Origin of the sequence: Desulfobacula sp. (genome assembly GCF_030145145.1) — a bacterium.
GTDB lineage: Bacteria > Desulfobacterota > Desulfobacteria > Desulfobacterales > Desulfobacteraceae > Desulfobacula.
In genome coordinates this window covers 1-23579 of sequence record NZ_JAQYWD010000015.1, presented here as the reverse complement: position 1 = coordinate 23579, position 23579 = coordinate 1, and the positions used below count along the sequence as shown (strand labels likewise).

The window sequence follows — 23579 nt, the reverse complement described above, 5'->3', positions numbered from 1 at the left end:
ATTGGTTGTTTTTGTAATTATCTTATAGGATAGGCCGTTTCTTTTTGTCAACAAAAGCAGGAAAATTGTTAAGCCGCTGAAATCCGCCCTGGACACGTCATGATCCAGGTGGCCGGCAGGAAGATGTCCCACAAAAGCCGACGTTGAACCCTTTCCTTACGCCTGTTTACAGCGTAACGGTTTGGGGAGAATGTGAATTTTTCACAACCCGTCAGTGTTAATGCTATACAAACAAACCGAATAACGATATAAATATTTTTTTAATGGTGCCTATGGCCGGCATTGCCTGCCATAATAAAAACAATATTTGTCGGGACATGTTTCCAATGACGTATCAAAAGGAATGCAAGCGCTGTGGTACCTGCTGTGAAAAAGGCGGGCCTGCATTGCACAGCCAGGACCTGCCGTTAATTGAAAACGGACTGCTCTCCATTGAAGACCTGATCACCATCCGGAAGGGTGAACTGGTCCATCATCCGGTGACAAACAGGATTGAACCCGTAAAAACGGAATTTTTAAAAATTAAGGGCTCAAAAGGGTCATGGGCCTGCACCTTTTATGATACAGACAGCAATGGATGCACGATATACACCCATCGCCCTTTTTCCTGCAGTGTTTTAAAGTGCTGGGATACAGAAGCAAGCCTCAAGCTTGCCGGCAAAGATCTTCTGTCAAGGCTTGATATCGTGAAAGAAAACAATCCCATGCGAGAAAGACTGATTGCCCATGAGGGGTTGTTTCCCCTGCCGGATTTCAAGGCAATCTCCCGCCCCACCAAAAAGACGGTTAAAAAGCTTGAGCGGATCTGCAATAAAGACATTGCCCATCGCATCAAGATTGTGGGTGAATTACACCTTTCCCTTGACCAGGAACTGTTTTATTTTGGCCGCCCGATTTTTGAACTGCTGATCCCTCTGGGGTTTAGCATCAGGGAAGCGGGTGCCGGTATAAAGCTTCGATTTAAATAATTCAACTTTCGGAGTTGGCCATTTTTACCTGGGGTCAGGCTTTCCTTATGGCACTTTTTACCCGTCCGGTTATGAAATAGTGATAAAAAGCATGGAGCCTGATAAAAGATTCAGCCTCCAATAAAAAACGCCTGACCTCGTCGATTAAAGCTAAAGTCCGAAAGCTGAATAAATAAGAAGCTGTGCCTGATACCCGAATACACAAAACTGAGCATGAAGTTACCCGGGCAAAAGGGGGGTCAAATAGGAACCTGCTTATCGTTTGACAGATGGGAGGGCGGGATCAAAGCAACAATTATTTTGTGTTATTTTGGAATTGGAAAAGAGAGGATAAACAACTGGCCATAAACCAGTTTGACCTTGAACATTTCTTTGAGATGCAGGCCCATGATACCACACATCATCACCCGGATCACACCGGCATGGGTCACCACCAGGATATGCCCGGCCTGTTTTTTTTTCAAGGTTTCAAAAAAAGGCCAGACCCTTTCCTGCAGGTCCTGAAAGCTTTCTCCCCGGGGGGGGCGGAACTGATCGATCATCCGGCCGCGGGTTTCAAATTCCCGGGGCAGGGATTGTTTGATATCATCAAAGGATTTGCCGTCCCATTCCCCCATGTTGATTTCGTTTAATGCCGGGACCGTTGTTATATGTTTCCCATTGGCAATCACCCCAGCGGTATGCGCGCACCTTTCCAGTGAACTGGAATAGATGGTTTCAACCCTTACAGATGAGAAGGCCTTTTTCCAGTAAAGCGCCTGGTGTATGCCGGTCTGATCCAGATGAACATCCGTTCTCCCGAGGAATCGTTTTTTTTCAGATCCTTGAATTTGACCATGCCGTAACAGGAAAATTAACGATTCAGCAGGAGAGGATTTCCTCAATAGGTTTTTGGGCGGATGCTTCAATTCTGGCTTGTATGAGTCGAGTATTTTCATACCGTCTTGAAATGTTGGTCCGGGCCCAGGGTGATTTTATTATACATTCTACAAACCGTTTGTGGTAATTTAAGTCAACGCCATGTCCATTGCAGATTTTATCGGCAAAATAGACAATTTCTTTTTCTTTGACCGGGGTCGTGGGATCAACATGGATGTCCATATGCTGGGCAATGATTTCTGACACTTCGCTGAATCCGATGTCCTGTATCAATCGTGCGCCGGCAGCAGCATGGTGTTTTTCCTTTCGTTTGATATCATGGAGCATTGCTGCGGCGATCACCAGATCCGTGTTCAGTTTGTCTGTGAGGGCATGGGTGATTTTCAGGGCAGCAAAAGAGACATCGGCCAGATGCTTTCGGATATGGGTCTCCCCGGGCAGCATTTCGTTGATGATGGCAAGGCATTCCTCCTTGTCAGGAATCTTTTGGGCGCGAAGTTTGCGACAGACCTGTTTATACCCTTTTTTATCATCAGCATCCATCACAACCCCCCGGTCACAAACTTTCAGCCGCATCACAGGGGTTTCAGGGGACAGGAGGACATCCCTTAGGGTAGCGCCGTTTTTTAATTCCAGGATATCTTTTTTAAACCGATAGGGTATCAGGGGCGGATGCCCCGGTGTGGCATCGAAATACGGCATTATCACATGATCGGCGGTTGTTTGAAACGCCTGAATCATTCGGTAGATCGTGGAAGGACGGATGGCGGGTATATCCACGGGAAGAAGGAAAAATCCAGAATGGTTTGGCCGGATGTTTTTGATGCCCTTCTGAATAGAGGTCAGCATCCCGGAAGCATAGTCTGGATTGAATACTGGACGGGCCCCGGCATTTTTTACACAGGGTTCAAGCAGACCTGAATTATGGCCCGTCACAACAATGATATCGGTAATTTGATTGGCCTTGAACAGGTGGATGACCGCTTCCACCATTGTTGTGCCGCCGACGGGCAGCAGGGGCTTGAAATCTTTCATCCGGGAGGAAAACCCTGCCGCCAGGATAACTGCTGACACGGGACTAACGTCTGCGGTTGTTTTAAGTTGCTGTTTCATCATCTATTTCCCAAAATTGCAGGATGGATACCGGCAGGTTTTGCCGTTTGAGCAGCATCCACCAAGGCCCATTTTTACACGGTCTGATTTTAAGATGGATTACCTTGATGAGATTCCCAATACCTGCAACTGCCAGATAATAGGAAAATATAGAACCCAGTCCCCGGGCACCTGCAATCAGAACAGATGCTCTAAAAAACGTTGTCTGACCGTTGGTGCCGATCTGGGGAAGGGTTGTTTGTCTGATATATCTCATGGGATTCAGGCGTTTGATCGTTCCTTGTATGCCTGAATGGCTGTATACACCCGTTCCGGTGTCAGGGGCAGTTCATTCATCCTGACACCGGTGGCATCATACACCGCATTCAGGATAGCCGGGATGGTGGGCATGATGGCCCCTTCCCCGACTTCTTTTGCCCCGTAGGGTCCATTGGGCTCATCACTTTCAACCACGATGGCCTTGACCGGGGGCATGTCCATGGCGGTCACGATTTTATATTCAGCCAGATCACTGTTCAGTACCTGGCCTTTATCATTAAAGATAACTTCTTCATGCATGGTTTCCCCGATTCCCATGGAAATAGATCCCTGCATCTGGCCCTCAACGGAGTTCCGATTGATGGCTTTCCCGCAATCATGGGCATCCACGATGTTATCAATGGTTATCTGGCCGGTTTCCATATCAACGGTGACTTCCGCCACCTGGGCACTGCATCCATAAGCAGGAGAGGTGCCAACGGCTGCTCCCTTGAATTTGCCGCCAAGCCAGTGGGGTCGATATTTACCCGTCCCGACAATGGATCCTTTTTCAAGGAAAGCGATCCTTGATGCTTCTTTAAACGTGAGTTTTTCAGATTCCGGATTATCGGTCCATCCCCTGTGTTCTTTGATATACCGGGTTCTTAAAGCGGAAAAATCCGGGGTCTGGTTTTTGAATTCAATACATCCGTTCTTGATATCCATGTCTTCCAGGGGCGTGTCAAGCTGCTCTGCCAATACTTCCAAGACCTGTTGTTTGGCATGTTCGCCGGCCTCTTTGGCTGCATGGCCGGTCATGAGGGTCTGACGGCTGGAATAGGCCCCCAGGTCAACGCCCATATCCGTATCTCCGGAAGCCAGTCTGACATTTTCCAGGGGGATACCCAAGGCTTCCCCCACGATCATGGCAAACGCCGTATCCGATCCCTGGCCAATTTCCGCGGATGCGGTGTAAACTAGTGCTGTGCCACCGTCTTCTGTTAATTTGACAATGACGGTGCCGTGAAAGGTATCTGATCGGTAGATGGGGAATCCGGCACCGGACACAAAAAATCCACAGGCCATTCCAATGCCTTTGCCTTTGGGCATATTTCCTTTTTTCTTGTCCCATCCGGAGCCGTCCCGAACCGCTTCAATGCATTCTGACATACCAAAGGAACTCATGTTCAGATCGTTACAGGTGGTATCACCGGTATTCATCATATTTTTAATGCGCAGTTCCAGGGGATCCATGCCGATTTCTTCGGCAATCATGTCCATTTGCTGCTCAAAAACAGCCCGGGCAATCACGGCACCATGTCCCCTTTGAGCACCGCAGGCGGGTTTGTTGTTGTATACCCGGTAGCCGTCATAACTCATGTTCGGCAGCTTATAGGGACCTGCAAGAAGGGAACCGGTATAGTATACCGTGGCAATGCCAAAGCTGGTATAGGCACCCCCGTCCAGATAACATTCATGTTTCAGGGCCACCAGAGTGCCGTCTTTTTTTGCACCGGTTGTAATGGTGTGGCTGAACTGGTGGCGGGCCCTGCCATACATGAAAACCTGTTCTCTTGTATAATTCATTTTAACTGGTTTTTTTAACATCCTGGCAAGAAAACAGCAGGCCAATTCCTGGTGATTTGCCGCGGCCTTGATACCAAAACCGGCTCCCACGTATGGCTTTATAACCCTTACCTTTCCAACGTCCATGCCCAGGACCATGGCAACGGTTCTCTGAACATAGTGCGGTACCTGGGTAGAAGTGGTCAGGGTAAGCGTGCCCCTTCTGTCGTATTCTGCTATACAGGCCTGCATTTCAATAAAGGCGCCGTCCTGGCGTTTGTTTTTCATGGTGGTGGTTTTAATAATATCACATTGCTTAAACCCTTCTTCCACATTGCCGAATTCCTGGTGAACTTCAGCGCAAAGGTTGTTGGTAAACGCTTCGTGGAGTTGGGGAGCCCCTTCTTTCATGGCATCTTCCACCGTTAATACCGCCGGCAGCACTTCATATTCCACCTGGATCAATGCGACGGCGTTTAATGCAATTTCAAGGCTGGTGGCGGCAACCGCTGCAATTTCATCACCGACATATCGAACTTTGTCCGTGGCAAACATTGTTTCATCGTAACGCGCCGGGCTGACGCCATACTTAACACTCCCGGTTTCTTTGGATGTGATGACGGCTTTAACCCCTTCAAGCGCTTTTGCTTTTGAGGTGTCAATGGAAAGAATTTTTGCGTGGGCATGGGGACTTTGCAGCATGGCACCATAAAGCATTCCAGGTTTGGAGAGGTCATCGGTAAAAATGGCTTTTCCCGTTGCCTTATCCGGACAGTCAATTCGAGGCGCATAGCTGTTGATGACATCAAATTTACTCATTGGAACCTCCTTGATTGTCTGAACATTGAGATGAAACGGCTTCAAAGATTTTTGTATATCCTGTGCAGCGGCAAAGATTTCCTGAAAGGCCTTCCCTGATTTCCGTGTCACTTGGGTTGCCATTTTTATCCAGAAGGTTTTTTGCGGACATGATCATACCGGGCGTACAAAATCCGCATTGAATGGCCCCTTTCTCAACAAAGGCTTCCTGCAGGGGGTGCAGTCCGTCTTCATTGCTCAATCCCTCAATGGTTTCAATGGTTGTGTTGTCTGCCTGAAGTGCAAGGACAAGGCAGGAATTGACCACATCACCATCCAGCACAACCGTGCAGGCGCCACAATCGCCCGTGTCACATCCTTTTTTTGTGCCGGTCAGTCCAAGGTCATACCGAAGAAGGTCGGCAAGGGTTCGATTCGGCTCAACAGCCACTTCATAGTGTTCTTTGTTTATGGTTAGGGTTACGATTTTTTTCATTGAATTCTCCTGAATGTTTATTGGGCCATTGCCAGTTTACAGGCAGTTTCAAGGGTTCGTTTGGTCAATACACCGATCATGGCCCTCCGGTACGCTGCCGTACCTCGGAAGTCATCAATGGGTTGGCAGTCTTTATGTCGAGCTGCTTCTCCGGCTTCATAAAACACTGCTTCGCCTGGGGCTTTGTTCGTTAATACATCTTCTGCATGGAAAGACCGGATCGGAGTTGCCGCTACGGATCCCAGGGCAATCCTGGCTGTTTTAACGGTCTGATCAGCCGGGTTGATTTCAACGAAGGCGGCCACGTTGACGACATTGATTTCCGAGGATTTCCGTTTTCCCAGTTGGAGATAGTGGGCACCATAGTTTTTTTCCGGCAGGGGCAGTTGAAAACCAACCAATATTTCCCCTTCATGAATATCGGTTTTGCCCGGGCCCTTAAAAAAAGATTCAACAGGTATCTTGCGTTTTCCTTCGGGTCCCTGTAAACGCACCTGTGCCTGATACACGATGAGAGAAGGAAGGGCCTCGCCGGCAGGACTTGCATTACAGACATTTCCGCCAAGGGTTGCCCTGTTTCTGATCAAATGTGTGCCCAGATTGTCGCTGGCAGTCTTGATGGCACCAAATTTTTCCTGAATGACCGCTGATTTGGAAAGTTGTGACATGGTAACACAGGTACCAATTTTAAGGGTATCCCCCGCTTGTTGGACTTGAGATAATTCTTTGATTTTTGCCAGGCTGATGAGGTGGTCTGCGGTCACTAACTTTTTCTTAAGATGGACCAGGAGATCCGTCCCCCCGGCCATCAGTTTTGCTTTTCCACGGTATTTTTTCTTTAAGTCTATGGCCTCCTGAATGGAGGTCGGTTCATAAAATTCAAACTTGGGTAACAGCATAAAATCCCCCTTTTGTTAATGAAAAAATTGCATAATGCGTTACGGAAATATCATTGAAAAAGCGATATGTCAACACAAACATATCGCTTTGAAAAATTTTTGAGTGACACAGGCAGCATTCCAGGGTAAGGTTGTCAATGCCATGGAGAATTCAAACACAAGGGTTCGTATAAAAGTCTGGATTGAATGTGAAACAGGGGAAACCCTGTTTGGAGAAGGTCAGCTCAAGATATTGGAAGCCATTGAAAACTATGGCTCCATCAGTGCTGCGGCAAAATCAATGCGCATGGGATACCGATCCATGTGGGGACGGCTCAAAAAGATTGAGCAAAGAATGGGAAAGCCCCTTTTGATCCGCCAAAAAGGCGGAGTTTCAGGTGGCCAGTCGATTCTGACACCTGAAGCGAAAGTCATGGTACACCGATTTAAACAGCTCCAGGTGCGGCTCAATGATGTATCTGGAAAAATTTTCAAGGACATTTATCTGGGATAAGCACGCCTGTGTAGAACAGGTTCCGGTGGTCCCTGGAATTGAGCTGGCGCCTAGCATGCCGGGGCTTGGTTAATAACCGTATCCCGGTTATGCATGGAACAGATGAATGGATCGGTCCATGGGGGTTTCACCGTTCGAAGCCGGTAGCTTTATATCGTCCCACTTTTTAAGGGCGTTGGGGTCATTCACGGTCAGAACCGGACAATCTGCTTTAAAGCTGACATGTTCTACAACACTGCCGGCATACCATTTTCCAGTACTCATTTTTGTGTGCGATCCAAGGATGATCAGATCGGCATCTGTTTTTCGGGCACAATTGAGCACTTCTTCGTGTGGCAGTCCTCCCCCCCAGATTTTATATTCATGATCTGTTCCATCCAGATAAATATCGCAAAAATCTTGGAGTTTTTGTTTTAACGCGTCCTTGTCTGCCGTGTAGTGGGATCGGGTATACTTTGGATATGGCGGAATTGGAATCATGAAAAATGGATAAAGGATGGCGCTGAAATTCCGGGATAATTTGACGGAAAAACAAAGGGCACATTCGCAGGACATGGAAAAATCAATGCCCACAATTATTTTCCGGAATTTGAGTTTTTCCTTTGAAAGGGTCTTGTTAATGATCATCACCGGACAGTTTTCCCGGGCAATGACTTCCTGGACAGTACTCCCTATTTTCCCCGCCACCCTTACAACGCCTTTTTGTTCGGCCTGACCGGAATGCGGCCCCAGAATGATCAGGTCCGTATCCACATCCCTGGCCACACCCAGTATTTCTTTCCACGGGAACCCTGTTCGGAGGGTGACTTTGACCCGACTGGATTTTGTTAACGCACCCGTGTAGATGTCGTGAAGTTCATTTTCCACCCGTGCCAGATAGCCGGGACTAACGGTAATGTCATCACCTGTTTTATAATGTTTAACCTGTTTACGGTTGTCCTTGGCAGCAGACTCAAGAACATGAAGGACGGTCAGCCCTGCCTGATATTGTCCGGCAAGATCAAAGGCCGTCAATACCGGTGCATCCACACCAGTGACCATATCTGTTGCAACCAGAATGTTCTTAAACATGACACCCTCCTTATATCAATCATTGAGGTTATAGACACTGTTTGGCATCCTGCGACGGTTATGTTGCGCCTCCTTTAACCGTCCTATATCCGATCATGAGACATGTTGGGTACGATTTGAGGGATGTCAACCAGGGGGGTTGCATCAATGCGAAACGCCTGAATCAGAATTTTTATTAGGATATCCTCAAGGGGCAAACCCGTGTTCACCCGGATGTGAAGTGCCTCTCCGGTATACCGGAACCGTTCATACCGGGCCGTGAGTTTTTCAAAATCATCAATCCGGGCATCTGAAATTGAAGGATGAAACTGCCGGTTGAGCAACCGCGCTTTAATGATTTCGTCCTGGGCTGTGCATTCTATGAAAATGGGATTAGCCCCTTTATCCCTGGCCAGCTGGAGTACTTCCCTGCGGTACTTTGATTCGCTGTAGGTCGCATCCAGGATGACGGACCGTCCATTTTCGATCTCCTCTCCTGCCCGGCATAAAAGCTTGCCATAGGTCAGCGAGGTGGCCAAAGATGAATAGAGCGTTTTCCCAAAAATTTCAACACCATTTTCATGGGGCCCCAGACTGAAAATCTGTTTTCGTACGGCATCGGACCGGATCAGTTTTATTCCAAGGACCGTTGACATTCGTTTTGCAATGGTACTTTTCCCTGTTGCCGGCTTTCCGCAAACCACCCATATGCCGGGCCTGAAAAATTGGAGCGCATATTGAGATGCCAGATCCAGGTATTTGATGGTATCCAGATGAACGGATTTTTTTTCTTGTTTCGACAGACCGGGTGATTGCAGAAGAATACAATTGACCTTGCAGCGAACCACAGCCCGGTAGCATTTATAAAAGGCAAGCATTAAAAATGCATTCACATCATTTGTATGACGGAGAAATTCACTTAAAACACAATCTCCAAGATGGGGGGCTTCATTAAAATCCAGGTCCATCAAAAGAAACGCCAGATCGCTGATCACATCTATGTGGCGTAAGGTATCGTTGAATTCAATGCAATCGATAATCTGGATGCCGGTATCCGTAAAATAGATATGATCGGTTCGAAGGTCTCCATGGCAGTCACGGATTTTACCGATTTTTAGTCGATGGTTAAAATACGGGTGATGATTTTTTAAAAAGGAGAGGGTTGCGCCCTTTACAGTTTCCCATATGGATTTATCCAGAAAGGTTTGACTGCAGGCTTCCACCTGCCTGAAATTTTCCCTGCAGGCCGCATCAATATTTTCCCACCCTTCCCCTGTATGAAGCAATTCACTCTCAGGGGTCTGAAGGTAGAATCGGGCCAACATTCGACCCAGTGATACCATGGTCATTTTGTTGATGTCACCGGCCTTGATCATCTGTTGTAAAGCGTTTGAATCATTCAGTTGACGCATCCTGACGGCATATTCTATGGGCGTGCCTTTTCCCCCTAAAGAAATCACCCCCTTGTTCAGGGTAATGACCACCACATCCAGATAGGTGTCATGGGTCAGTCTGCGGTTTAAAATAATTTCCCTGCAACAATAGTAACGGCGTTTTTCCAGGCTGGAAAAATCCAGGAATCCAAGGTCAACGGATTTTTTTATTTTATAAACATATCGCCCCGTTAAAAATACTTTTGAAATATGCGTATCCAGTTGTCGGACATTGGAAACTGAGTGCGGGTAAAACGAAGATTTTTCCATGGCCTGGAAGACTTGTTGTTGAATTTGATTGTTCATAACGGCTCCTTTGTGTCTTTTGTCCATATAAAAACACCCACCGGAACAGTGCATGCATCCTCAAACAATGAGAACCATTCAAAAAATCAAATTCATTTGATCATCAACCTGCTGAACGTAACCCTTATTAAAAATCTGCGGTGCGATTACGGGTCAAAAGTGAAGATCAGCCGGATGCCAATGACGTATCATGTCTCCATATCTTCTTCATCATACGGTCATTTACAGGGTCTGTCAACCATGAAGCAGGACCATCAGCAAGTCTCATTATGGCTATAACCCACATGTCGGCCTGCCGACGCAAGGAATAACGAAAATGGTATTATGCCGCCCCCGAAGGGCTATCGGATCGGCCCCGGACCGTCGGCGACCCATTTGCCCTAACGGTCTAAAGCGCAGGAACTGCGGGCAGGTGTGTCCTCAAACAGCCTGCGCTTCTTAACGCCCGGCAGGGCAAATGGGCTGATCGCCTTTGGGTCCGAATGGGCCGATCCGATCGCCCTTCGGGGGCTCTGCTGTCGCATTTTTATATAAACACGATAAGAAAAACTTATAGGTTTCATCAGTTTATAGGAATTGACATTCTTCTTGTCACTTCATATTGTATATGAAAGGCCCGGTGCCTTCTGCCCATCCATATGATGATGTTTAAACAAGAGACTAATTTTGCCATCAATCCGCAGATGAGTGAAGATTCAGCAGGAGTTGAAAATGAAAAATACTGAAGACTATGTGGTCCTGGTAGATGAAAGGGATAGAAAAATTGGCATTCAGGAGAAACGGACCGTCCATACGCAGGAAACCCCTTTGCACAGGGCATTTTCTCTTTTTTTGTTTAACGCCGCTAAAGAACTGCTGCTGCAGCAAAGGGCGGAAGGTAAAAAGACATGGCCCCTGGTATGGTCAAATTCCTGCTGCGGTCATCCATACCCCGGTGAATCCTATGCGAGCGCTGTGATGCGGAGAACCCGCTATGAGCTTGGGGTGGACCTGACGACGGTTGAAAAAATTTCAGACTACCGGTATTGTTTTTCAAAGGATGGTGTCATGGAAAATGAAATTTGTCCTATTTTTATCGGATGTTATGATGGCAAAGTGACCCCTGATCCACGGGAAGTTCAGGCTGTCAAGTGGGTAAAATGGGCGGCGTGGCTGGAAGAAACGATTACCTGTCCCGAGCGGTATTCTCCCTGGTGTATCGAGGAAACCCGGATTTTAGCTTCAGACAAAAAATTTAATACATTTATGCGGTCACCATCCTGACCATGATCTCTTTGTTTACCGTATCATACACGGCATATTTGGAGGCTTCAAAATCATCCCGGGAAAATCCGATACTTCCCACATTTAACAGATATTTCTGGTTTTTTTCCAAAGGGATGGTGCAATTTTTTACAATTCTCCGACGATATACCAGTCGGTCTTTGTAAGTGATTAATTTTAATTTATGGGTGTGACCTGTAAAGAAAATCCGTTCTTCGGAATTGTTAAACAGGGTTTTTAAATAGTAATCCGTCACATCATAGATATAGGTCGTTAATTTATCCGGTGGCGTGCCATGGACAAAATGCGCGTTTCCCAATTTTAAATAGTCAGGGGTATCTTCCAGGTATCGGACGGATGCAGTGGAAATTGCAGCGATATTATCCAGCAGTGGCTGTTTGATCTCCTTGGGAAAAACTTCAAGATAACTTCTTTTAAACATGGCCAGTTCATGGTTTCCCTTGACGGAGACGACATTTTTTTCTTTTAACAATTTAATGGTTTCTTCGGGCTGGTCTCCATACCCAATAATGTCTCCCAGACAAATATAGTGATCAATGTTATATTTTTCCATGTCTTCAAAAACAGCGGCCATTTTCACATAGCAACTGTGTACATCCGAAAAAACAGCTATTTTCATATTTTACCCTTTTTGTTCAAAATTAATACTCCACAAAATAAGGTCTGATCCGGATAAGTAAACCCTGTTGTTTGTTTGTGAAATGGCGGGCTGTGGTCATGCCGGCAGGAATTGTGTCAAATTCTACGCCATATTTTGTGTGATTATCTATTCCCGGGTTCCTAAAGCTATAAAGAAAACTTATGCCCCCTATCAAGTTAATTGAATTGACCTGAGTTAATTCGCACCTCACAATAAGTAGCAAATTAAAGGTGATGTGCAAGAGAAAGTGGAACTTAATTTTAACATTGGGAGGAAAAAAAGCAATGAATGAATTAACACCAGCAGAACGCTGGACCATACCACAACCCTGGCGCGGTTTTTTTGGTGTGGTCGTCACAGTGGGGTACACGTTTTTACTTACGACCATTTTTAGTATGAAAACGTTTAACGGACATTTCACGCTTCTCATCTTGTCTTTTATTCCCATCCTGGTTATGGTCGCCCTGGGTTGGCAGCAGGGCACATATCCCTCAACAGAGGGGATTAAACAACCGTGGCGCGGGATATTACTGACAATTTTCGTGGCGATTATCGGCGTCATGGCCAGTTATGTGATTCTTAATTTCATGAGTCGCGGTGCTGCGCAACCCTTCACGAACATTTATGCGATCACGGTTGTTATTACAACGTTCTTTCTTGTTATTGCCTTCGGGTTGTGGCCATTCAACAAATTGTCGCTGGGCGCCAGTGGATGGCTGACATTGCTGTTGGCATATGTGCTCATGTTCTTTTTAAACAAACTCCTGTTTAATTTTGATTTATTGTCTTTTCCCACCGGAGAATATCTATCTTCCGTTCAGGCGGTCCCCTTCTATGCCCCAGGCGGACCTTTGGCGCCTTTTGCCGACATCGCACCCAGCGGATTCTTTCGTTGGGAATGTGCGATTACCTTCTATTTCTGGATGCTCATTTTTCTTTTTTCCTTTGCAGCGCTGGATATGTGGCCGCTTAACAAATTCCCGGGGATCATGAAACAACCCGTGCTGGGAATCGTCCTGGTCATAACTTGCGGAGTCCTTTCCGGCATCGCCTATGGGATAGGGGTCAATACCTTAAAAATCGAGCCCCTTAACTTCATGCTGTATGGCATTTGTTTTCTATACGGGTTATTGATGATGATGACGATGTTCCAGATGTGGCCGGGCCGGGCACTTTCAAATCCCTTATCGGGATTTGTTAACATGTTGATCGCCATTGTCATTGGTATTGCCGCTTATAATGCTTATATAGCCATCGCTGTCTGGCATTTTGGTGATTCGGTAATGACATATCCAAACAACATATTTGTACTGGCCACCATGATGCTGGGCCTGAGTTTCCCTGCCTGGGCCTGTTATGGTGACCTGTGGGATTTCTGGCCGCTGCCCCCAACACCGGCGCCACCTGATGCGCCCAACCCTGAGTAACGGGAATTTTACATTCTATAGGATTCCCCTCATAGGGGAAGCCTATAGGAACACCCCAGACATTCGTCGAAAAAAGGTTCTTCAGCAGCTATTGTCTTAGCGATTTCTCATCGGCATACCCATCATATCGTGGCCACTATTATTTCCTGAAAAGCAGTTGGGCTTATGGGATACCCATTGGAAGCATATACGTCTCCAATGCGTTGAAAAAGTTCTTGGATTTGCCGAAACAATGACATACAATAACAACCTAAGTTGTTGTAAATTTGATTAAGGGTGGGTACGAAAAAGGCATCAAATTTTTGAGAAAAGAACACAGAAAGTTGGAAAAATGATCAACCTAAATCAACTCAGGGCCTTTTATCAGGCTGCCAAGCATATGAATTTCAGCACAGCCGCTAAAAAGCTTTTTATTACACAGCCGGCAGTTACAGCCCATTTGAAGCTCTTTGAGGATCACCTGGAGCTGAAGCTTTTCAAGAAAAAAGGGGGTAAACTTTATCTCACGGATGAAGGCAAGACCCTCTATGACTATTCAAAAAAGATCTTTGACTGTGAAAAAGAAATCGAGACAGTGGTTGAAGAGATCAAGAAATTAAAGCGGGGTACCTTGCGGATCGGCACAGCCAGGACGTATGCCCGGTATTGTATGCCGTTTTTGATCGCCCATTTTCGGGAGCCCTACCCGCATATCAAAATAGAGATGGATGAAGGCAGTTCCAAGGACATGATCCAGAGCCTTTTTGATTTTAAAAACGAATTGGTGGTGGTGGCCGAGGCAAAAGAATTAACGGATATTTGCTTTGTTCCCTTCAGCCGGGAAGAGATGATCCTTATCCTTCCACCGGATCATCACCTGGCACACAAAAAAACGATCACATTCCAGGAGGTGGCGGATGAACCGATTATCATGAAAGAACCCGGTTCAGGAACCCGTCGGCTGGTCAACGAATTGTTTGCGGCAAACGGGTGCGCGCCAAAGATATTAATGCAAATGAGCAATGCGGAAATGACGAAATTGCTGGTTCAGCATGGAGAAGGGATTTCATTTCTGGCAAGCGGGGCTGTGGAGGGTGAACTTAAAGAGAAAAAACTGGCAACGGTCCCTCTAAAAGGACAGAAACTGTTTTTGGATGTGAGCATTGCCTATTTAAAAGATCAGCCCCTTTCACCTCCGGCACAGATTTTTATTGACAACCTGGAGACCTTAAGGACAAGGGACGTGTGTTTCCAGGGTATCGATAATTTACTGGACACCATACCGCCGCACTACAGGGGTATGGATCATTGATAGTCCTGGAAGACATTAAGATGGACCTGGCGCTTTTGGCGGGGCTCATCTGTTCTGGTGGTTCACGGCAAGAATTCTGGCCATGATGGAGCCAACACCTCCCTGGGGAGATCTTTTGATAAATGAATTTTTGAGCACATTGAAAAAGGCTTTGGCAGCAGGTGACAGCGGTGTGTTTTTCAGGTAGCAAAAATTCACGTCAAGAAATATTTCAGTGCCTTTTAATCTTCGGGAGACCAGTTTTTTTTCTTTTATTTTCTGATCAATGGTGGGCTTGACCAGAAAGGATATTCCCTCTCCCCTTTCTACCAGATCAATAATAAATTCGGTATTATCCGATTCCATGAAAATATTGGGGGCCGCGTTGTGTCGTTTGTAAAGGTCCTGGACTTTTTTCCGGGTAGCAGAGCCTTTGGCCTTCATGATAAATGGCTCCATTACAATGTCTTGAAATTCAATTTCTTTTTTTCGGATCAGCGGATGATTTACCGGCAGAACCAGGACGATTTCTTCCTGGCTGAACGGAACAAATTGAAGCCTTGGGTCCTTTACTTCCATTTGAGCCACCACGGCCACTTCATTTTTAAATTCCATCAGGCTGTTGATCATGGCCATGGAGCTGCCTTCCTTGAGAATGATTTTGATGTTCGGATAGGCCCTGTGAAAAACCGAAATAACAGACGGCATAATATGTTTGGCATAGGCCCGGGTGCATCCCAACTCCAAAAGTCCCTGATTCAGCTCTGCCATCTGGATCAGAATATTTTCAACTTCATCCTCAATCTCAAAGAGACGTTCAGCCTTTTGAAACAATAGTTCTCCGATATGGGTAAGAATGAGTTTTCTGCCCTGTTTTTTGAACAACTTTATTTCATAAAAATTTTCAAACAATTTAATCTGGGCCGTTACCGCCGGCTGGGAAATAAAGAGTTTCTCCGCGGCAAGGGTATGGCTTGAGTGCTTTGCAACATAGTAAAATGCTCTCAATTGATTCAAGTTGATCATGTGTCACAATCCTCAATTTAGCCTGCCATATAAAAAGGCGTATCATAAGAAATTCTTATAAATCGAATAAGTTTATATGAATTGACACTTTTTTTGTCAAGCAGTATCACAGATCCATCACATACTTGTTGTCTGAACAACTTTATTTCTGTTTTGTTTTTTGAGCGTTTTTGGTTCCTGTTTCACGCTTCATTCAACGCTCTTTGTTTTTTGCAAGTATGGATCGGGTTTTTCGTTTGGTCGGTTTTTTCAACACTTAATTTCTTAAATGGAGGCAAAAATGGCTGATAAAAGTTTTCCTAATCCCCACGAAATCGCAACAATCCCTGGCACAGAAGGGTGGGAAAGAATGTACCCGTACCATTATCAATTTACAACAAAAGACAAAGAGCGGGAAGAGTATGAGAACAATATGTTCTGGTTCAATGATGCGCTTCATTATCCAGAGCCATTATGTCCCTTTGATATTATCTGGGACGAAGCGTGGTTTCTGGCATTATCCCAGTTTAATACCCGGGTTTTCAGTGTTCCACCGGTTTATGGGGTCGATCACAGAATTATCAACGGGAATGTCTATATCTCTCCTGTTCCGGTGACAGATCCTGACGAAGTTCAAAAAAGAATTCCCATGTTCATGGAAAGGGCCGGATACTATTATGAAAACTGGGATACCCTCCATGACAACTGGGAAAAGAAAATGAAAGGGATTATTTCAGAGATTGAAAACCTGGAAATCAGCCCCCTGCCGGAGATGGAAGATATCTCGGTGGTCAAAAACGGACTGGGGACCTCAAGCGGATATCAGATGCTGAAAAATTATGACACCTTAATTGATCTGGGAATTCGCTGCTGGCAATATCATTTTGAATTTTTAAACCTGGGATATGCCTCCTATGTCACCTTTGTTGATTTCTGTACCAAAGCCTTTCCGGATATTCCCCTCCAGAAAATCACCCAGATGGTGGGCGGCATTGATGTGATGTTATACAGACCGGATGATGAACTGAAAAAACTGGCCAAACTGGCCATTGAGCTGGGCATTGATTCGCAAATAGGAGACGATACCAAGGACGTTAAAACGGTTATTTCGGAACTTGAAGGGTCTGAAAAGGGTAAGAAATGGGTCAGTGCCTGGGATGAGGCCAAATATCCCTGGTTTAACATTTCAACGGGAACCGGATGGTATCATCAGGATATTTCCTGGAATGACAACCTGAATATCCCCTTGAGTTCTGTTCGAATCTACATCCAAAAACTCAACGGCGGTAAAAACATTGACCGGCCCATGGAAGCCATCAAGGCAGAACGTAAAAAGCTGATCAAGGAGTATCGGGGGCTTTTAACAACGGATCAGGACAGACAGACCTTTGATCAGCTCCACGGTACCGCTGAAATGGTTTTCCCCTATGTTGAGAATCATATGTTTTATGTCGAACACTGGTTCCATTCCGTATTCTGGAACAAGATGAGAGAGGTGGCCGTCATCATGGCAGATCATCACTTCATTGATGCAACCGAAGACATCTGGTTTATGTCCCGCAGTGAAATCAAGGAAGCCTTATGGGATCTGGTGACAGCCTGGGCCACCGGCACAAAAGGCTATGGTCCCCTGCACTGGCCCGAAGAAATCCAGTGGCGAAAAGGAGTCTTTAAATTATTTAAAGAAAATCGTCCTGTCCCTGCGGTGGGAACCCCGCCTGAAGTCATTGCAGAGCCGTTTACCATTGTTCTCTGGGGGGTTACCAATGATAGTATGGCGGCATGGGCGAAATTAAAAGAAATCGGTGATCCGGATAAAGTCAATGAAATAGAAGGGTTTGCAGGGTCTCCCGGTGTGGTTGAGGGCATTGCAAGGGTCTGCCGGTCGGTTGAGGATATTGGGCAACTCAAAGAGGGTGAGATCCTTGTGGCCCCCACCACTTCTCCGTCTTGGGCTCCGGTATTCCAGAAAATAAAAGGGGTTATCACGGATGTGGGTGGTATCATGAGCCATGCTGCCATTGTGTGTCGTGAATATGGTATGCCGGCAGTTGTGGGAACCGGTCAGGCAACAGCGATTATCAAATCTGGTATGAAAATTAAGCTCAATGGCGATACCGGCAGAATCTACATCGAAAGGTAGGGCAGGATCATGGAAAAAAGAAATGACTACGTCCTTTGGTTTGAAGAATGCGATTTGACATCCATTCCCCTTGTGGGGGGCAAAAACGCCAGCCTGGGTGAATTGCTGAAAGCAAAGATTCCAGTACCACCGGGCTTTGCCGTAACCACAAAGGCCTATACCCTTTTCCTTGAGCAGGGACAGATCAAAACGGAGATTTTCAGGATACTGGATGGCATTAAAGTCAATGATATGGATTCGGGTGAAGAGGCCAGCAAGGCCATCCGGGCCCTCATTGAAAGCACACCGGTCAGTGACGAACTGCAGGATTATATCTGCGAATTTTACAGACGGCTGTCCAAACGAAGCAATGTCCCTGCGGTACCCGTGGCCATCAGATCCAGTGCCACGGCCGAGGATCTTCCGGGCGCCAGTTTTGCCGGTCAGCAGGATACGTTTCTCTGGGTAAGGGGGGCGGACGGGGTTGTCAACCATGTGAAAAAATGCTGGTCAAGTCTTTTTACCGCAAGAGCCATCTATTACCGGGCAAAAATGGGATTTCCCCACGACCAGGTGGAAATTTCCGTGGGGGTTCAGAAAATGGCCAATTCCTGGACTGCGGGGGTGATGTTTACATTGAATCCTGCCACCGGAGATCGGTCCACCATCGCCATAGATGCCAACTATGGGTTTGGGGAGAGTGTTGTCAGCGGTGAATGTACACCGGATAATTTTATCGTGAACAAGATCACGGACGAAATTATTAAAAAATCAATTTCCCATAAAACCATTTGTTATATCCGTGATCCAAAAGCGCACAGGGTGGTAAAAGAGGATATTCCATCAGAAAGAGCCGATACCCAATGTGTGGTGGATAGAGATGTCATTGAACTGGCCATTATTGGAAAACGGATTGAAAAGCATTATGGCAAGGCCATGGACATTGAATGGGCCATTGATAAAGACACCCCCGGCAAAGCAAAAGTATTGATCCTGCAGAGCCGACCGGAAACCGTGTGGAGCAGTAAAGAAAGAAAACCCATCACTCAAGCCAGGTCTTCCGCCCTGGAGCACATTTGTGCCGGATTGGTGACCGGTAGAAAACTCACTTGATGATAACCTAATCTTGTCGAATTTCCAGGCCTTGAATCCCAAGGCCTGGCCAAAAATATAAATCAGTGCGCATCGCGCCGGTAACCCTACCATTGCACCAAAAGGGGGACCACTGAAAAAGGAGTTGAAATTTATGAAAGACATGAGAGATTTTATTGCCGTCTGTGAAGAAAAAGGTCTTCTGAAACGTATCACCGCTGAAGTTGACACCCATTTGGAGTTATCGCATATTGCAAAACTCAATGAAGAAGCCCAGGGCCCCGCATTGCTGTTTGAAAATTGCAAAGGCTATAAATCACCCGTCATTACAAGTGCTGCAACCACAGTTCAAAGACTGGCCATTATAATGGGCGAATCTGAAAATTCAAGCCTCACCGATCTGTATGGCGCCTGGGCGGAAAAAGCAAAAAAACCCATCCCGCCAGTATATGTGGATAAAAGCCAGGCCCCCTGTAAAGAGAACATCATGATGGGGGATGATGTGGACTTGAATATCTTCCCTATTCCTCATTACTATCCTCTGGATGGGGGGAAATATTATGGAACTGCCCATTTTATTATTACAAAAGACCCGGATTCAGGATGGGTAAACCTGGGTACCTATCGAAGTCAGTTGCTGGGTAAAGACAAAATCGGTACCCAGTTTATCAAAGGAAAACATGCGGATATCATGCTCAAAAAATACCAGGCCCTTGGACAACCCATGCCGGTGGCCTCCATATCCGGTTGCGATCCCATATTGTTTATCCTTGGTGCTGCCCGTGTGGGTGCATTTACCAGTGAATATGACGTGGCTGGTGCGTTTCGCGGTGAAGCGGTTGAAGTGGTTAAAGGGGAAGTGGTGGATTTGCCGATTCCTGCCCATGCTGAAATTGTGGTGGAAGGATTCGTGGATGCGGATAAATTCATGGAAGAAGGCCCGTTTGGAGAATACACCGGGTATTATTCCGGTGTGGGAACCGATCCCAGAAACTTTATTGATGTCAAATGTGTGACCTACAGAAACAACCCGATTCACTGGGGAACAACCGTCGGGCGAGCGGTAACGGATTCTCACATGGTGATGGCATTGTCTTATGGGGCAACGCTTTGGCAGCAGTTGAATGAAATGAATATTCCCGGTTTGAAAAATTGCTATTGCCCCCCGGAAGGTGCCGGCAGGTTCCTTGCTATCATTTCCATGAAACAGATGTATCCGGGACATGTGGACCAGGTATTGACAGCCGCTATTTCGACGGAAATGGGTGCTTATGGCTTAAAGACAGTCATTGTGGTGGATGAAGACATTGATTCATGGGACATCCCCAGGGTGATGTATGCCATGAGTTTCAGGTTCCAGCCCAATCGTTGCCAGGTCATCAAGCGAGGCCGTTCAACCCCGCTGGATCCTTCTCTGCCCATCAATGCCAGATGGATTACCGGAAGACTTCTCATGGATTGTACGATTCCTTACGAGTGGGATCCAAAACCCGTCCAGATCCAGCTTGATCCGGATATGGTTGCCCGGGTGAAAGAACGCTGGTCAGAGCTTGGGTTTTAAGTAGACATCATTTACGACAACAAAATGAACGCAAACCGTTTGTGACAGGTCGAAGGATTCTCAAATAAAAAAAACGGCCTGTCACAGGGTTTAACCAAGTTGTTCTGAAACCGGGAGAGCATTCAAATTTAAACATATCTCCCTTTGAAGGACTCCATAAGAAAAGGATGAGTCATGAAACCAATTCGATATAAAAAAAAGATGACAGATGAATTCCTGAAAGACGGTTACTGGACCCGGGAGACATTTTATGATTTCTGGGCCAAGAATGCCAGGGAAATACCGGATCAGGAAGCCCTGGTGGATTCAAAATACAGACTGACATGGAAACAGGCCGTGGCGCTTGTGGATGCCATGGCCATATCCTGGGTCGAGATGGGTATTGAAAAACACTCCCGGGTGATTATTCAGTCTCCCAACAGTGTTTACGGGTTTCTGGCAAGGATTGCCTGTGAACGGGCCGGCTTGATTTCCCTGACGGTTTATCCGTACTTGAGAAAAAAAGAGCTGACCTATATGGTGGACCGAACCAAGGCCTCGGCCGTGATTATACTTTCAACCTACAACAAGTTCAATTATCTGGAAATGTACGAAGAGCTTCAACGAGACTTCCCCCATCTGAAAAATATTTTCCTGTTTGATGACGTCGTTCCCCAGGATGCACCGGCCGGCACTTTTTCATTAACCAGCCTGGTTGAAAAAAGGGCCCAATTGCCGGTGGACAAGTCAATCCTTGAAAAAAGGCGGTTTGATCCCATTGAAAACATCGCTATTTTAACCACCACTTCGGGTACCACGGGTATCCCAAAGCTGGTAGAATGGCCACCGGCTCCTCGAATCTGCACCTCCAAAGGTCGGGTGGATATCTGGGGTTTGACCAAAGACGACATCACCATGGCCATTGCCCCCCACGCCGGGGGCGCTGCCGGAACCCTGACCTATTTTGCAGCCCCCATTGCCGGGGCCAAGACCGTTATGCTGGAAGAATTTTCCCCGGATGCAGCCTTGGCCCTCATTGAAAAAGAAAAGGCCACGGCCATTGGCGTGGTACCCACCCATCTGGTGAGAATGCTGGAAGCGGATGTGTCCAAGTATGACTTGAGTTCTTTACGGTTTATCCGGTCGGCCGGGGGATATTTGTCCCCCCAGATCGCAGAAGAGGCTGAAGAGGCGTTTGGCGCGTCCATTACCAGTGACCTGGGAACCCAGGACATGGGATCGGTGTCAGGGTGCCGGGTGGAAGATTCCAAGGACCTGAGGCGACGCACTGTGGGCAGAATGCTGCCGGGCAACAAGGTTCGACTGGCCGACCAGGAAAACAAGGAAAAAACGGTTCCGGAAGGTGAGCCCGGTATCCTGTATTTCCGGGGACCCCATGCTCCGGCAGGGTATTACCGGGATGAAGAACTCACGGCCACAGTCTTTGATAAAGACGGATGGACCACAACAGAAGATATTGTCAAGTTTGACCAGGGGTGCCTGTGGATCCTGGGCCGTGCCAAGGACATGATTATCCGGGGGGGCCAGAATATCTATCCGGCTGAAGTGGAAGGGTTGTTGAATGACCATCCATCCGTGGCATCCGTGGCCATCGTGGGATATCCTGACAGGGAAATGGGGGAACGCTGTGCCGCTTTTGTAACGGTGAAAGCAGGAAAAGAATTTGACTTCCAATCCATGGTGGATTTCCTTAAATCAAAAGATATTGCCATGTTTAAAGTTCCCGAACACCTTGAAATCGTAGATGAATTTCCTGCTGTAGGGGATTCCGGGAAGGTGAACAAAGAGACCCTTAAAAAAGATATCCGAAAGATCCTGGGTTTGAATTAGGTTTATAACAATAGACCTGTGACAATTGTGTTTTAGAAGATTTGAGAGTGCAATAGCTGCAGGTCTATAAAAGGCCAAAAAAATGACGACATCTAAAACCGTTTTAATCATATCCACCCTTGATACCAAAAGAGAAGAAACACGGTATTTAAAGTATAAGTTTAAAGAAATCGATGTATTACCGCTTTTAATGGACCTTTCCATGCGGGGAAAGGAAAAATCAAGGGCAGAACTGACCCCGTCCGATGTGGCATCGGCCGGCGGCACCACCATAGAAGAAATCAACACGTCCAAAGAACGGTCCACCATTACCAACCTGATTATTGACGGGGCATCAAAAATTGCCAAGGATCTGTATGCTGCCGGAAAAATTGATGGTATCATGGCCATTGGCGGGTCCACCGGCTCTCTGATGGCCACGGATGTCATGCGCGCGTTGCCCTTTGGCATCCCCAAGCTGATGATTTCTTCCACTGCAGCGCTTCCCGGGCTTTCCACAAAATACATTGGCACGGGTGATATTTTGTTGTTTCATTCAGTTGTCGAAATATCCGGTATCACAGATATGCTCACCAATGTCATGGACCGGGCCTGTTATGCCATGAAAGGCATGATAAAGTATGTGGACAATCCCCTTCGCACCGACAGCAAGAAAACCATTGCCATGACCATGTTGGGTCCATGTGAACAATGCGCCAGTTCGGTGAGGAAAGCCCTTGAAAAAAAAGGATACCAGGTCACCGGGTTTTCTGCGGCGGGTGTCGGGGACAAGGCCATGGAAAAGATGATTGCCGAAGGATTTTTCCAGGGGGTCCTTGATCTGGCACCGGGCGGTGTGGGCGAGCATCTTTTCGGGTATATGCGGGATGGGGGCCCCAACCGGCTGGAGTCTGCAGGGAAAAAAGGCATTCCCCAGATTATTTCCACCTGTTCGGTCAATCACATGACCCCGTCCCGGTCAAAATATAAAAAAGAATTTTATGACAGACCCAAGTATGATCTGGATAAATTCAGGACCTGGATTCGCCTTAATCCTGATGAGCTCAAACAGGTTGCCGCTGAATTTGCCAGAAAGCTCAATGGGGCAAAAGCCCCGGTGAAAATTATGAT

The 23579-nt window shown here is 46.7% G+C and carries 20 protein-coding genes; 10 read left to right on the top strand and 10 right to left on the bottom strand.

The genetic code is table 11. The annotated features are described in order from the left end of the window. Positions 1–326 precede the first annotated feature (326 nt). Entirely contained in the window at positions 327–968 is a 642-nt protein-coding gene (locus tag Q1Q15_RS10070) for a YkgJ family cysteine cluster protein (protein ID WP_300459140.1), read from the top strand. A 305-nt stretch (positions 969–1273) separates the two neighbouring features. Here Q1Q15_RS10070 and cobC read toward each other — a convergent pair whose 3' ends face one another. The 6 genes from cobC to Q1Q15_RS10040 are packed head-to-tail and all read right to left on the bottom strand — an operon-like array spanning position 1274 to position 6956. Beyond that, a complete protein-coding gene (gene cobC / locus Q1Q15_RS10065) occupies positions 1274–1852 on the bottom strand; it encodes an alpha-ribazole phosphatase (protein ID WP_300459138.1) in 579 nt (192 codons plus the stop codon). Beyond that, positions 1830–2963, bottom strand: coding sequence for a DVU_1551 family NTP transferase (locus Q1Q15_RS10060; RefSeq protein WP_300459136.1), 1134 nt, complete (start codon positions 2961–2963; stop codon positions 1830–1832). The genes cobC and Q1Q15_RS10060 overlap by 23 nt, the downstream gene beginning before the upstream one ends. Continuing rightward, the gene (locus Q1Q15_RS10055; protein WP_300459133.1) at positions 2944–3216 is read right to left on the bottom strand and encodes a ThiF family adenylyltransferase; all 273 of its coding nucleotides are present in this window, start codon (positions 3214–3216) and stop codon (positions 2944–2946) included. The genes Q1Q15_RS10060 and Q1Q15_RS10055 overlap by 20 nt, the downstream gene beginning before the upstream one ends. A gap of 5 nt (positions 3217–3221) precedes the next feature. Beyond that, complete coding sequence (locus Q1Q15_RS10050; protein WP_300459130.1) at positions 3222–5582, bottom strand: molybdopterin cofactor-binding domain-containing protein; 2361 nt, start codon at positions 5580–5582, stop codon at positions 3222–3224. Then, complete coding sequence (locus tag Q1Q15_RS10045) at positions 5575–6057, bottom strand: 2Fe-2S iron-sulfur cluster-binding protein (RefSeq protein ID WP_300459127.1); 483 nt, start codon at positions 6055–6057, stop codon at positions 5575–5577. The genes Q1Q15_RS10050 and Q1Q15_RS10045 overlap by 8 nt, the downstream gene beginning before the upstream one ends. Positions 6058–6074: 17 nt before the next feature. Further along, positions 6075–6956: a xanthine dehydrogenase family protein subunit M gene (locus Q1Q15_RS10040; protein ID WP_300459126.1), complete on the bottom strand. Its 882-nt coding sequence runs from the start codon at positions 6954–6956 to the stop codon at positions 6075–6077. A 142-nt stretch (positions 6957–7098) separates the two neighbouring features. Between Q1Q15_RS10040 and Q1Q15_RS10035 the strand changes: the two genes are divergently transcribed. Further along, a complete protein-coding gene (locus tag Q1Q15_RS10035; RefSeq protein ID WP_300459124.1) occupies positions 7099–7449 on the top strand; it encodes a LysR family transcriptional regulator in 351 nt (116 codons plus the stop codon). 87 nt (positions 7450–7536) lie between these two features. Here the strand turns inward: Q1Q15_RS10035 and Q1Q15_RS10030 are convergent, their stop codons facing one another. Together Q1Q15_RS10030 and Q1Q15_RS10025 are read right to left on the bottom strand one after the other, a co-directional pair. Further along, complete coding sequence (locus Q1Q15_RS10030) at positions 7537–8520, bottom strand: universal stress protein (protein WP_300459121.1); 984 nt, start codon at positions 8518–8520, stop codon at positions 7537–7539. 83 nt (positions 8521–8603) lie between these two features. After that, a complete protein-coding gene (locus Q1Q15_RS10025; protein WP_300459118.1) occupies positions 8604–10238 on the bottom strand; it encodes a bifunctional aminoglycoside phosphotransferase/ATP-binding protein in 1635 nt (544 codons plus the stop codon). Between the two features lie 711 nt (positions 10239–10949). On the opposite strand from Q1Q15_RS10025, the gene idi reads away from it, so the two are divergent. Beyond that, positions 10950–11501, top strand: coding sequence for an isopentenyl-diphosphate Delta-isomerase (gene idi, locus Q1Q15_RS10020; protein ID WP_300459115.1), 552 nt, complete (start codon positions 10950–10952; stop codon positions 11499–11501). On the opposite strand, the gene Q1Q15_RS10015 is transcribed toward idi, so the two are convergent. Further along, entirely contained in the window at positions 11482–12141 is a 660-nt protein-coding gene (locus tag Q1Q15_RS10015; protein WP_300459112.1) for a metallophosphoesterase family protein, read from the bottom strand. The two genes, idi and Q1Q15_RS10015, sit on opposite strands and share 20 nt — an antisense overlap. A 305-nt stretch (positions 12142–12446) precedes the next feature. Here Q1Q15_RS10015 and Q1Q15_RS10010 point away from each other — a divergent pair, with 305 nt between their 5' ends. Together Q1Q15_RS10010 and Q1Q15_RS10005 are read left to right on the top strand one after the other, a co-directional pair. After that, the gene (locus Q1Q15_RS10010) at positions 12447–13589 is read left to right on the top strand and encodes a hypothetical protein (RefSeq protein ID WP_300459110.1); all 1143 of its coding nucleotides are present in this window, start codon (positions 12447–12449) and stop codon (positions 13587–13589) included. 331 nt (positions 13590–13920) lie between these two features. After that, positions 13921–14880: a LysR family transcriptional regulator gene (locus Q1Q15_RS10005; protein WP_300459109.1), complete on the top strand. Its 960-nt coding sequence runs from the start codon at positions 13921–13923 to the stop codon at positions 14878–14880. Positions 14881–14925: 45 nt separating this feature from the next. Here Q1Q15_RS10005 and Q1Q15_RS10000 read toward each other — a convergent pair whose 3' ends face one another. Next, positions 14926–15885: a LysR family transcriptional regulator gene (locus Q1Q15_RS10000; protein ID WP_300459107.1), complete on the bottom strand. Its 960-nt coding sequence runs from the start codon at positions 15883–15885 to the stop codon at positions 14926–14928. 280 nt (positions 15886–16165) lie between these two features. Here Q1Q15_RS10000 and Q1Q15_RS09995 point away from each other — a divergent pair, with 280 nt between their 5' ends. The 5 genes from Q1Q15_RS09995 to Q1Q15_RS09975 all read left to right on the top strand — a co-directional run. Beyond that, positions 16166–18007 carry a PEP-utilizing enzyme gene (locus tag Q1Q15_RS09995; protein WP_300459105.1) on the top strand — a complete coding sequence of 614 codons (1842 nt, stop codon included), beginning with the start codon at positions 16166–16168 and terminating at the stop codon, positions 18005–18007. Between the two features lie 9 nt (positions 18008–18016). Then, the gene (locus Q1Q15_RS09990) at positions 18017–19099 is read left to right on the top strand and encodes a PEP/pyruvate-binding domain-containing protein (protein ID WP_300459103.1); all 1083 of its coding nucleotides are present in this window, start codon (positions 18017–18019) and stop codon (positions 19097–19099) included. A gap of 133 nt (positions 19100–19232) precedes the next feature. Next, complete coding sequence (ppcB, locus tag Q1Q15_RS09985; RefSeq protein WP_300459100.1) at positions 19233–20639, top strand: phenylphosphate carboxylase subunit beta; 1407 nt, start codon at positions 19233–19235, stop codon at positions 20637–20639. A gap of 174 nt (positions 20640–20813) precedes the next feature. Further along, entirely contained in the window at positions 20814–22469 is a 1656-nt protein-coding gene (locus Q1Q15_RS09980) for an AMP-binding protein (protein ID WP_300459097.1), read from the top strand. A gap of 82 nt (positions 22470–22551) precedes the next feature. Continuing rightward, on the top strand, positions 22552–23579 hold a 1028-nt coding region (locus Q1Q15_RS09975), incomplete at its 3' end, for a Tm-1-like ATP-binding domain-containing protein (RefSeq protein WP_300459095.1).

Excerpts from the sequence above, each read along its gene's own strand:
- Q1Q15_RS10070 (WP_300459140.1), top strand. The coding sequence starts at position 327 with ATGACGTATCAAAAGGAATGCAAGCGCTGTGGTACCTGCTGTGAAAAA.
- Q1Q15_RS10060 (WP_300459136.1), bottom strand. The coding sequence starts at position 2,963 with ATGATGAAACAGCAACTTAAAACAACCGCAGACGTTAGTCCCGTGTCA.
- Q1Q15_RS10055 (WP_300459133.1), bottom strand. The coding sequence starts at position 3,216 with ATGAGATATATCAGACAAACAACCCTTCCCCAGATCGGCACCAACGGT.
- Q1Q15_RS10050 (WP_300459130.1), bottom strand. The coding sequence starts at position 5,582 with ATGAGTAAATTTGATGTCATCAACAGCTATGCGCCTCGAATTGACTGT.
- Q1Q15_RS10045 (WP_300459127.1), bottom strand. The coding sequence starts at position 6,057 with ATGAAAAAAATCGTAACCCTAACCATAAACAAAGAACACTATGAAGTG.
- Q1Q15_RS10040 (WP_300459126.1), bottom strand. The coding sequence starts at position 6,956 with ATGCTGTTACCCAAGTTTGAATTTTATGAACCGACCTCCATTCAGGAG.
- Q1Q15_RS10035 (WP_300459124.1), top strand. The coding sequence starts at position 7,099 with ATGGAGAATTCAAACACAAGGGTTCGTATAAAAGTCTGGATTGAATGT.
- Q1Q15_RS10030 (WP_300459121.1), bottom strand. The coding sequence starts at position 8,520 with ATGTTTAAGAACATTCTGGTTGCAACAGATATGGTCACTGGTGTGGAT.
- Q1Q15_RS10025 (WP_300459118.1), bottom strand. The coding sequence starts at position 10,238 with ATGAACAATCAAATTCAACAACAAGTCTTCCAGGCCATGGAAAAATCT.
- idi (WP_300459115.1), top strand. The coding sequence starts at position 10,950 with ATGAAAAATACTGAAGACTATGTGGTCCTGGTAGATGAAAGGGATAGA.
- Q1Q15_RS10015 (WP_300459112.1), bottom strand. The coding sequence starts at position 12,141 with ATGAAAATAGCTGTTTTTTCGGATGTACACAGTTGCTATGTGAAAATG.
- Q1Q15_RS10010 (WP_300459110.1), top strand. The coding sequence starts at position 12,447 with ATGAATGAATTAACACCAGCAGAACGCTGGACCATACCACAACCCTGG.
- Q1Q15_RS10005 (WP_300459109.1), top strand. The coding sequence starts at position 13,921 with ATGATCAACCTAAATCAACTCAGGGCCTTTTATCAGGCTGCCAAGCAT.
- Q1Q15_RS10000 (WP_300459107.1), bottom strand. The coding sequence starts at position 15,885 with ATGATCAACTTGAATCAATTGAGAGCATTTTACTATGTTGCAAAGCAC.
- Q1Q15_RS09995 (WP_300459105.1), top strand. The coding sequence starts at position 16,166 with ATGGCTGATAAAAGTTTTCCTAATCCCCACGAAATCGCAACAATCCCT.
- Q1Q15_RS09990 (WP_300459103.1), top strand. The coding sequence starts at position 18,017 with ATGGAAAAAAGAAATGACTACGTCCTTTGGTTTGAAGAATGCGATTTG.
- ppcB (WP_300459100.1), top strand. The coding sequence starts at position 19,233 with ATGAAAGACATGAGAGATTTTATTGCCGTCTGTGAAGAAAAAGGTCTT.
- Q1Q15_RS09980 (WP_300459097.1), top strand. The coding sequence starts at position 20,814 with ATGAAACCAATTCGATATAAAAAAAAGATGACAGATGAATTCCTGAAA.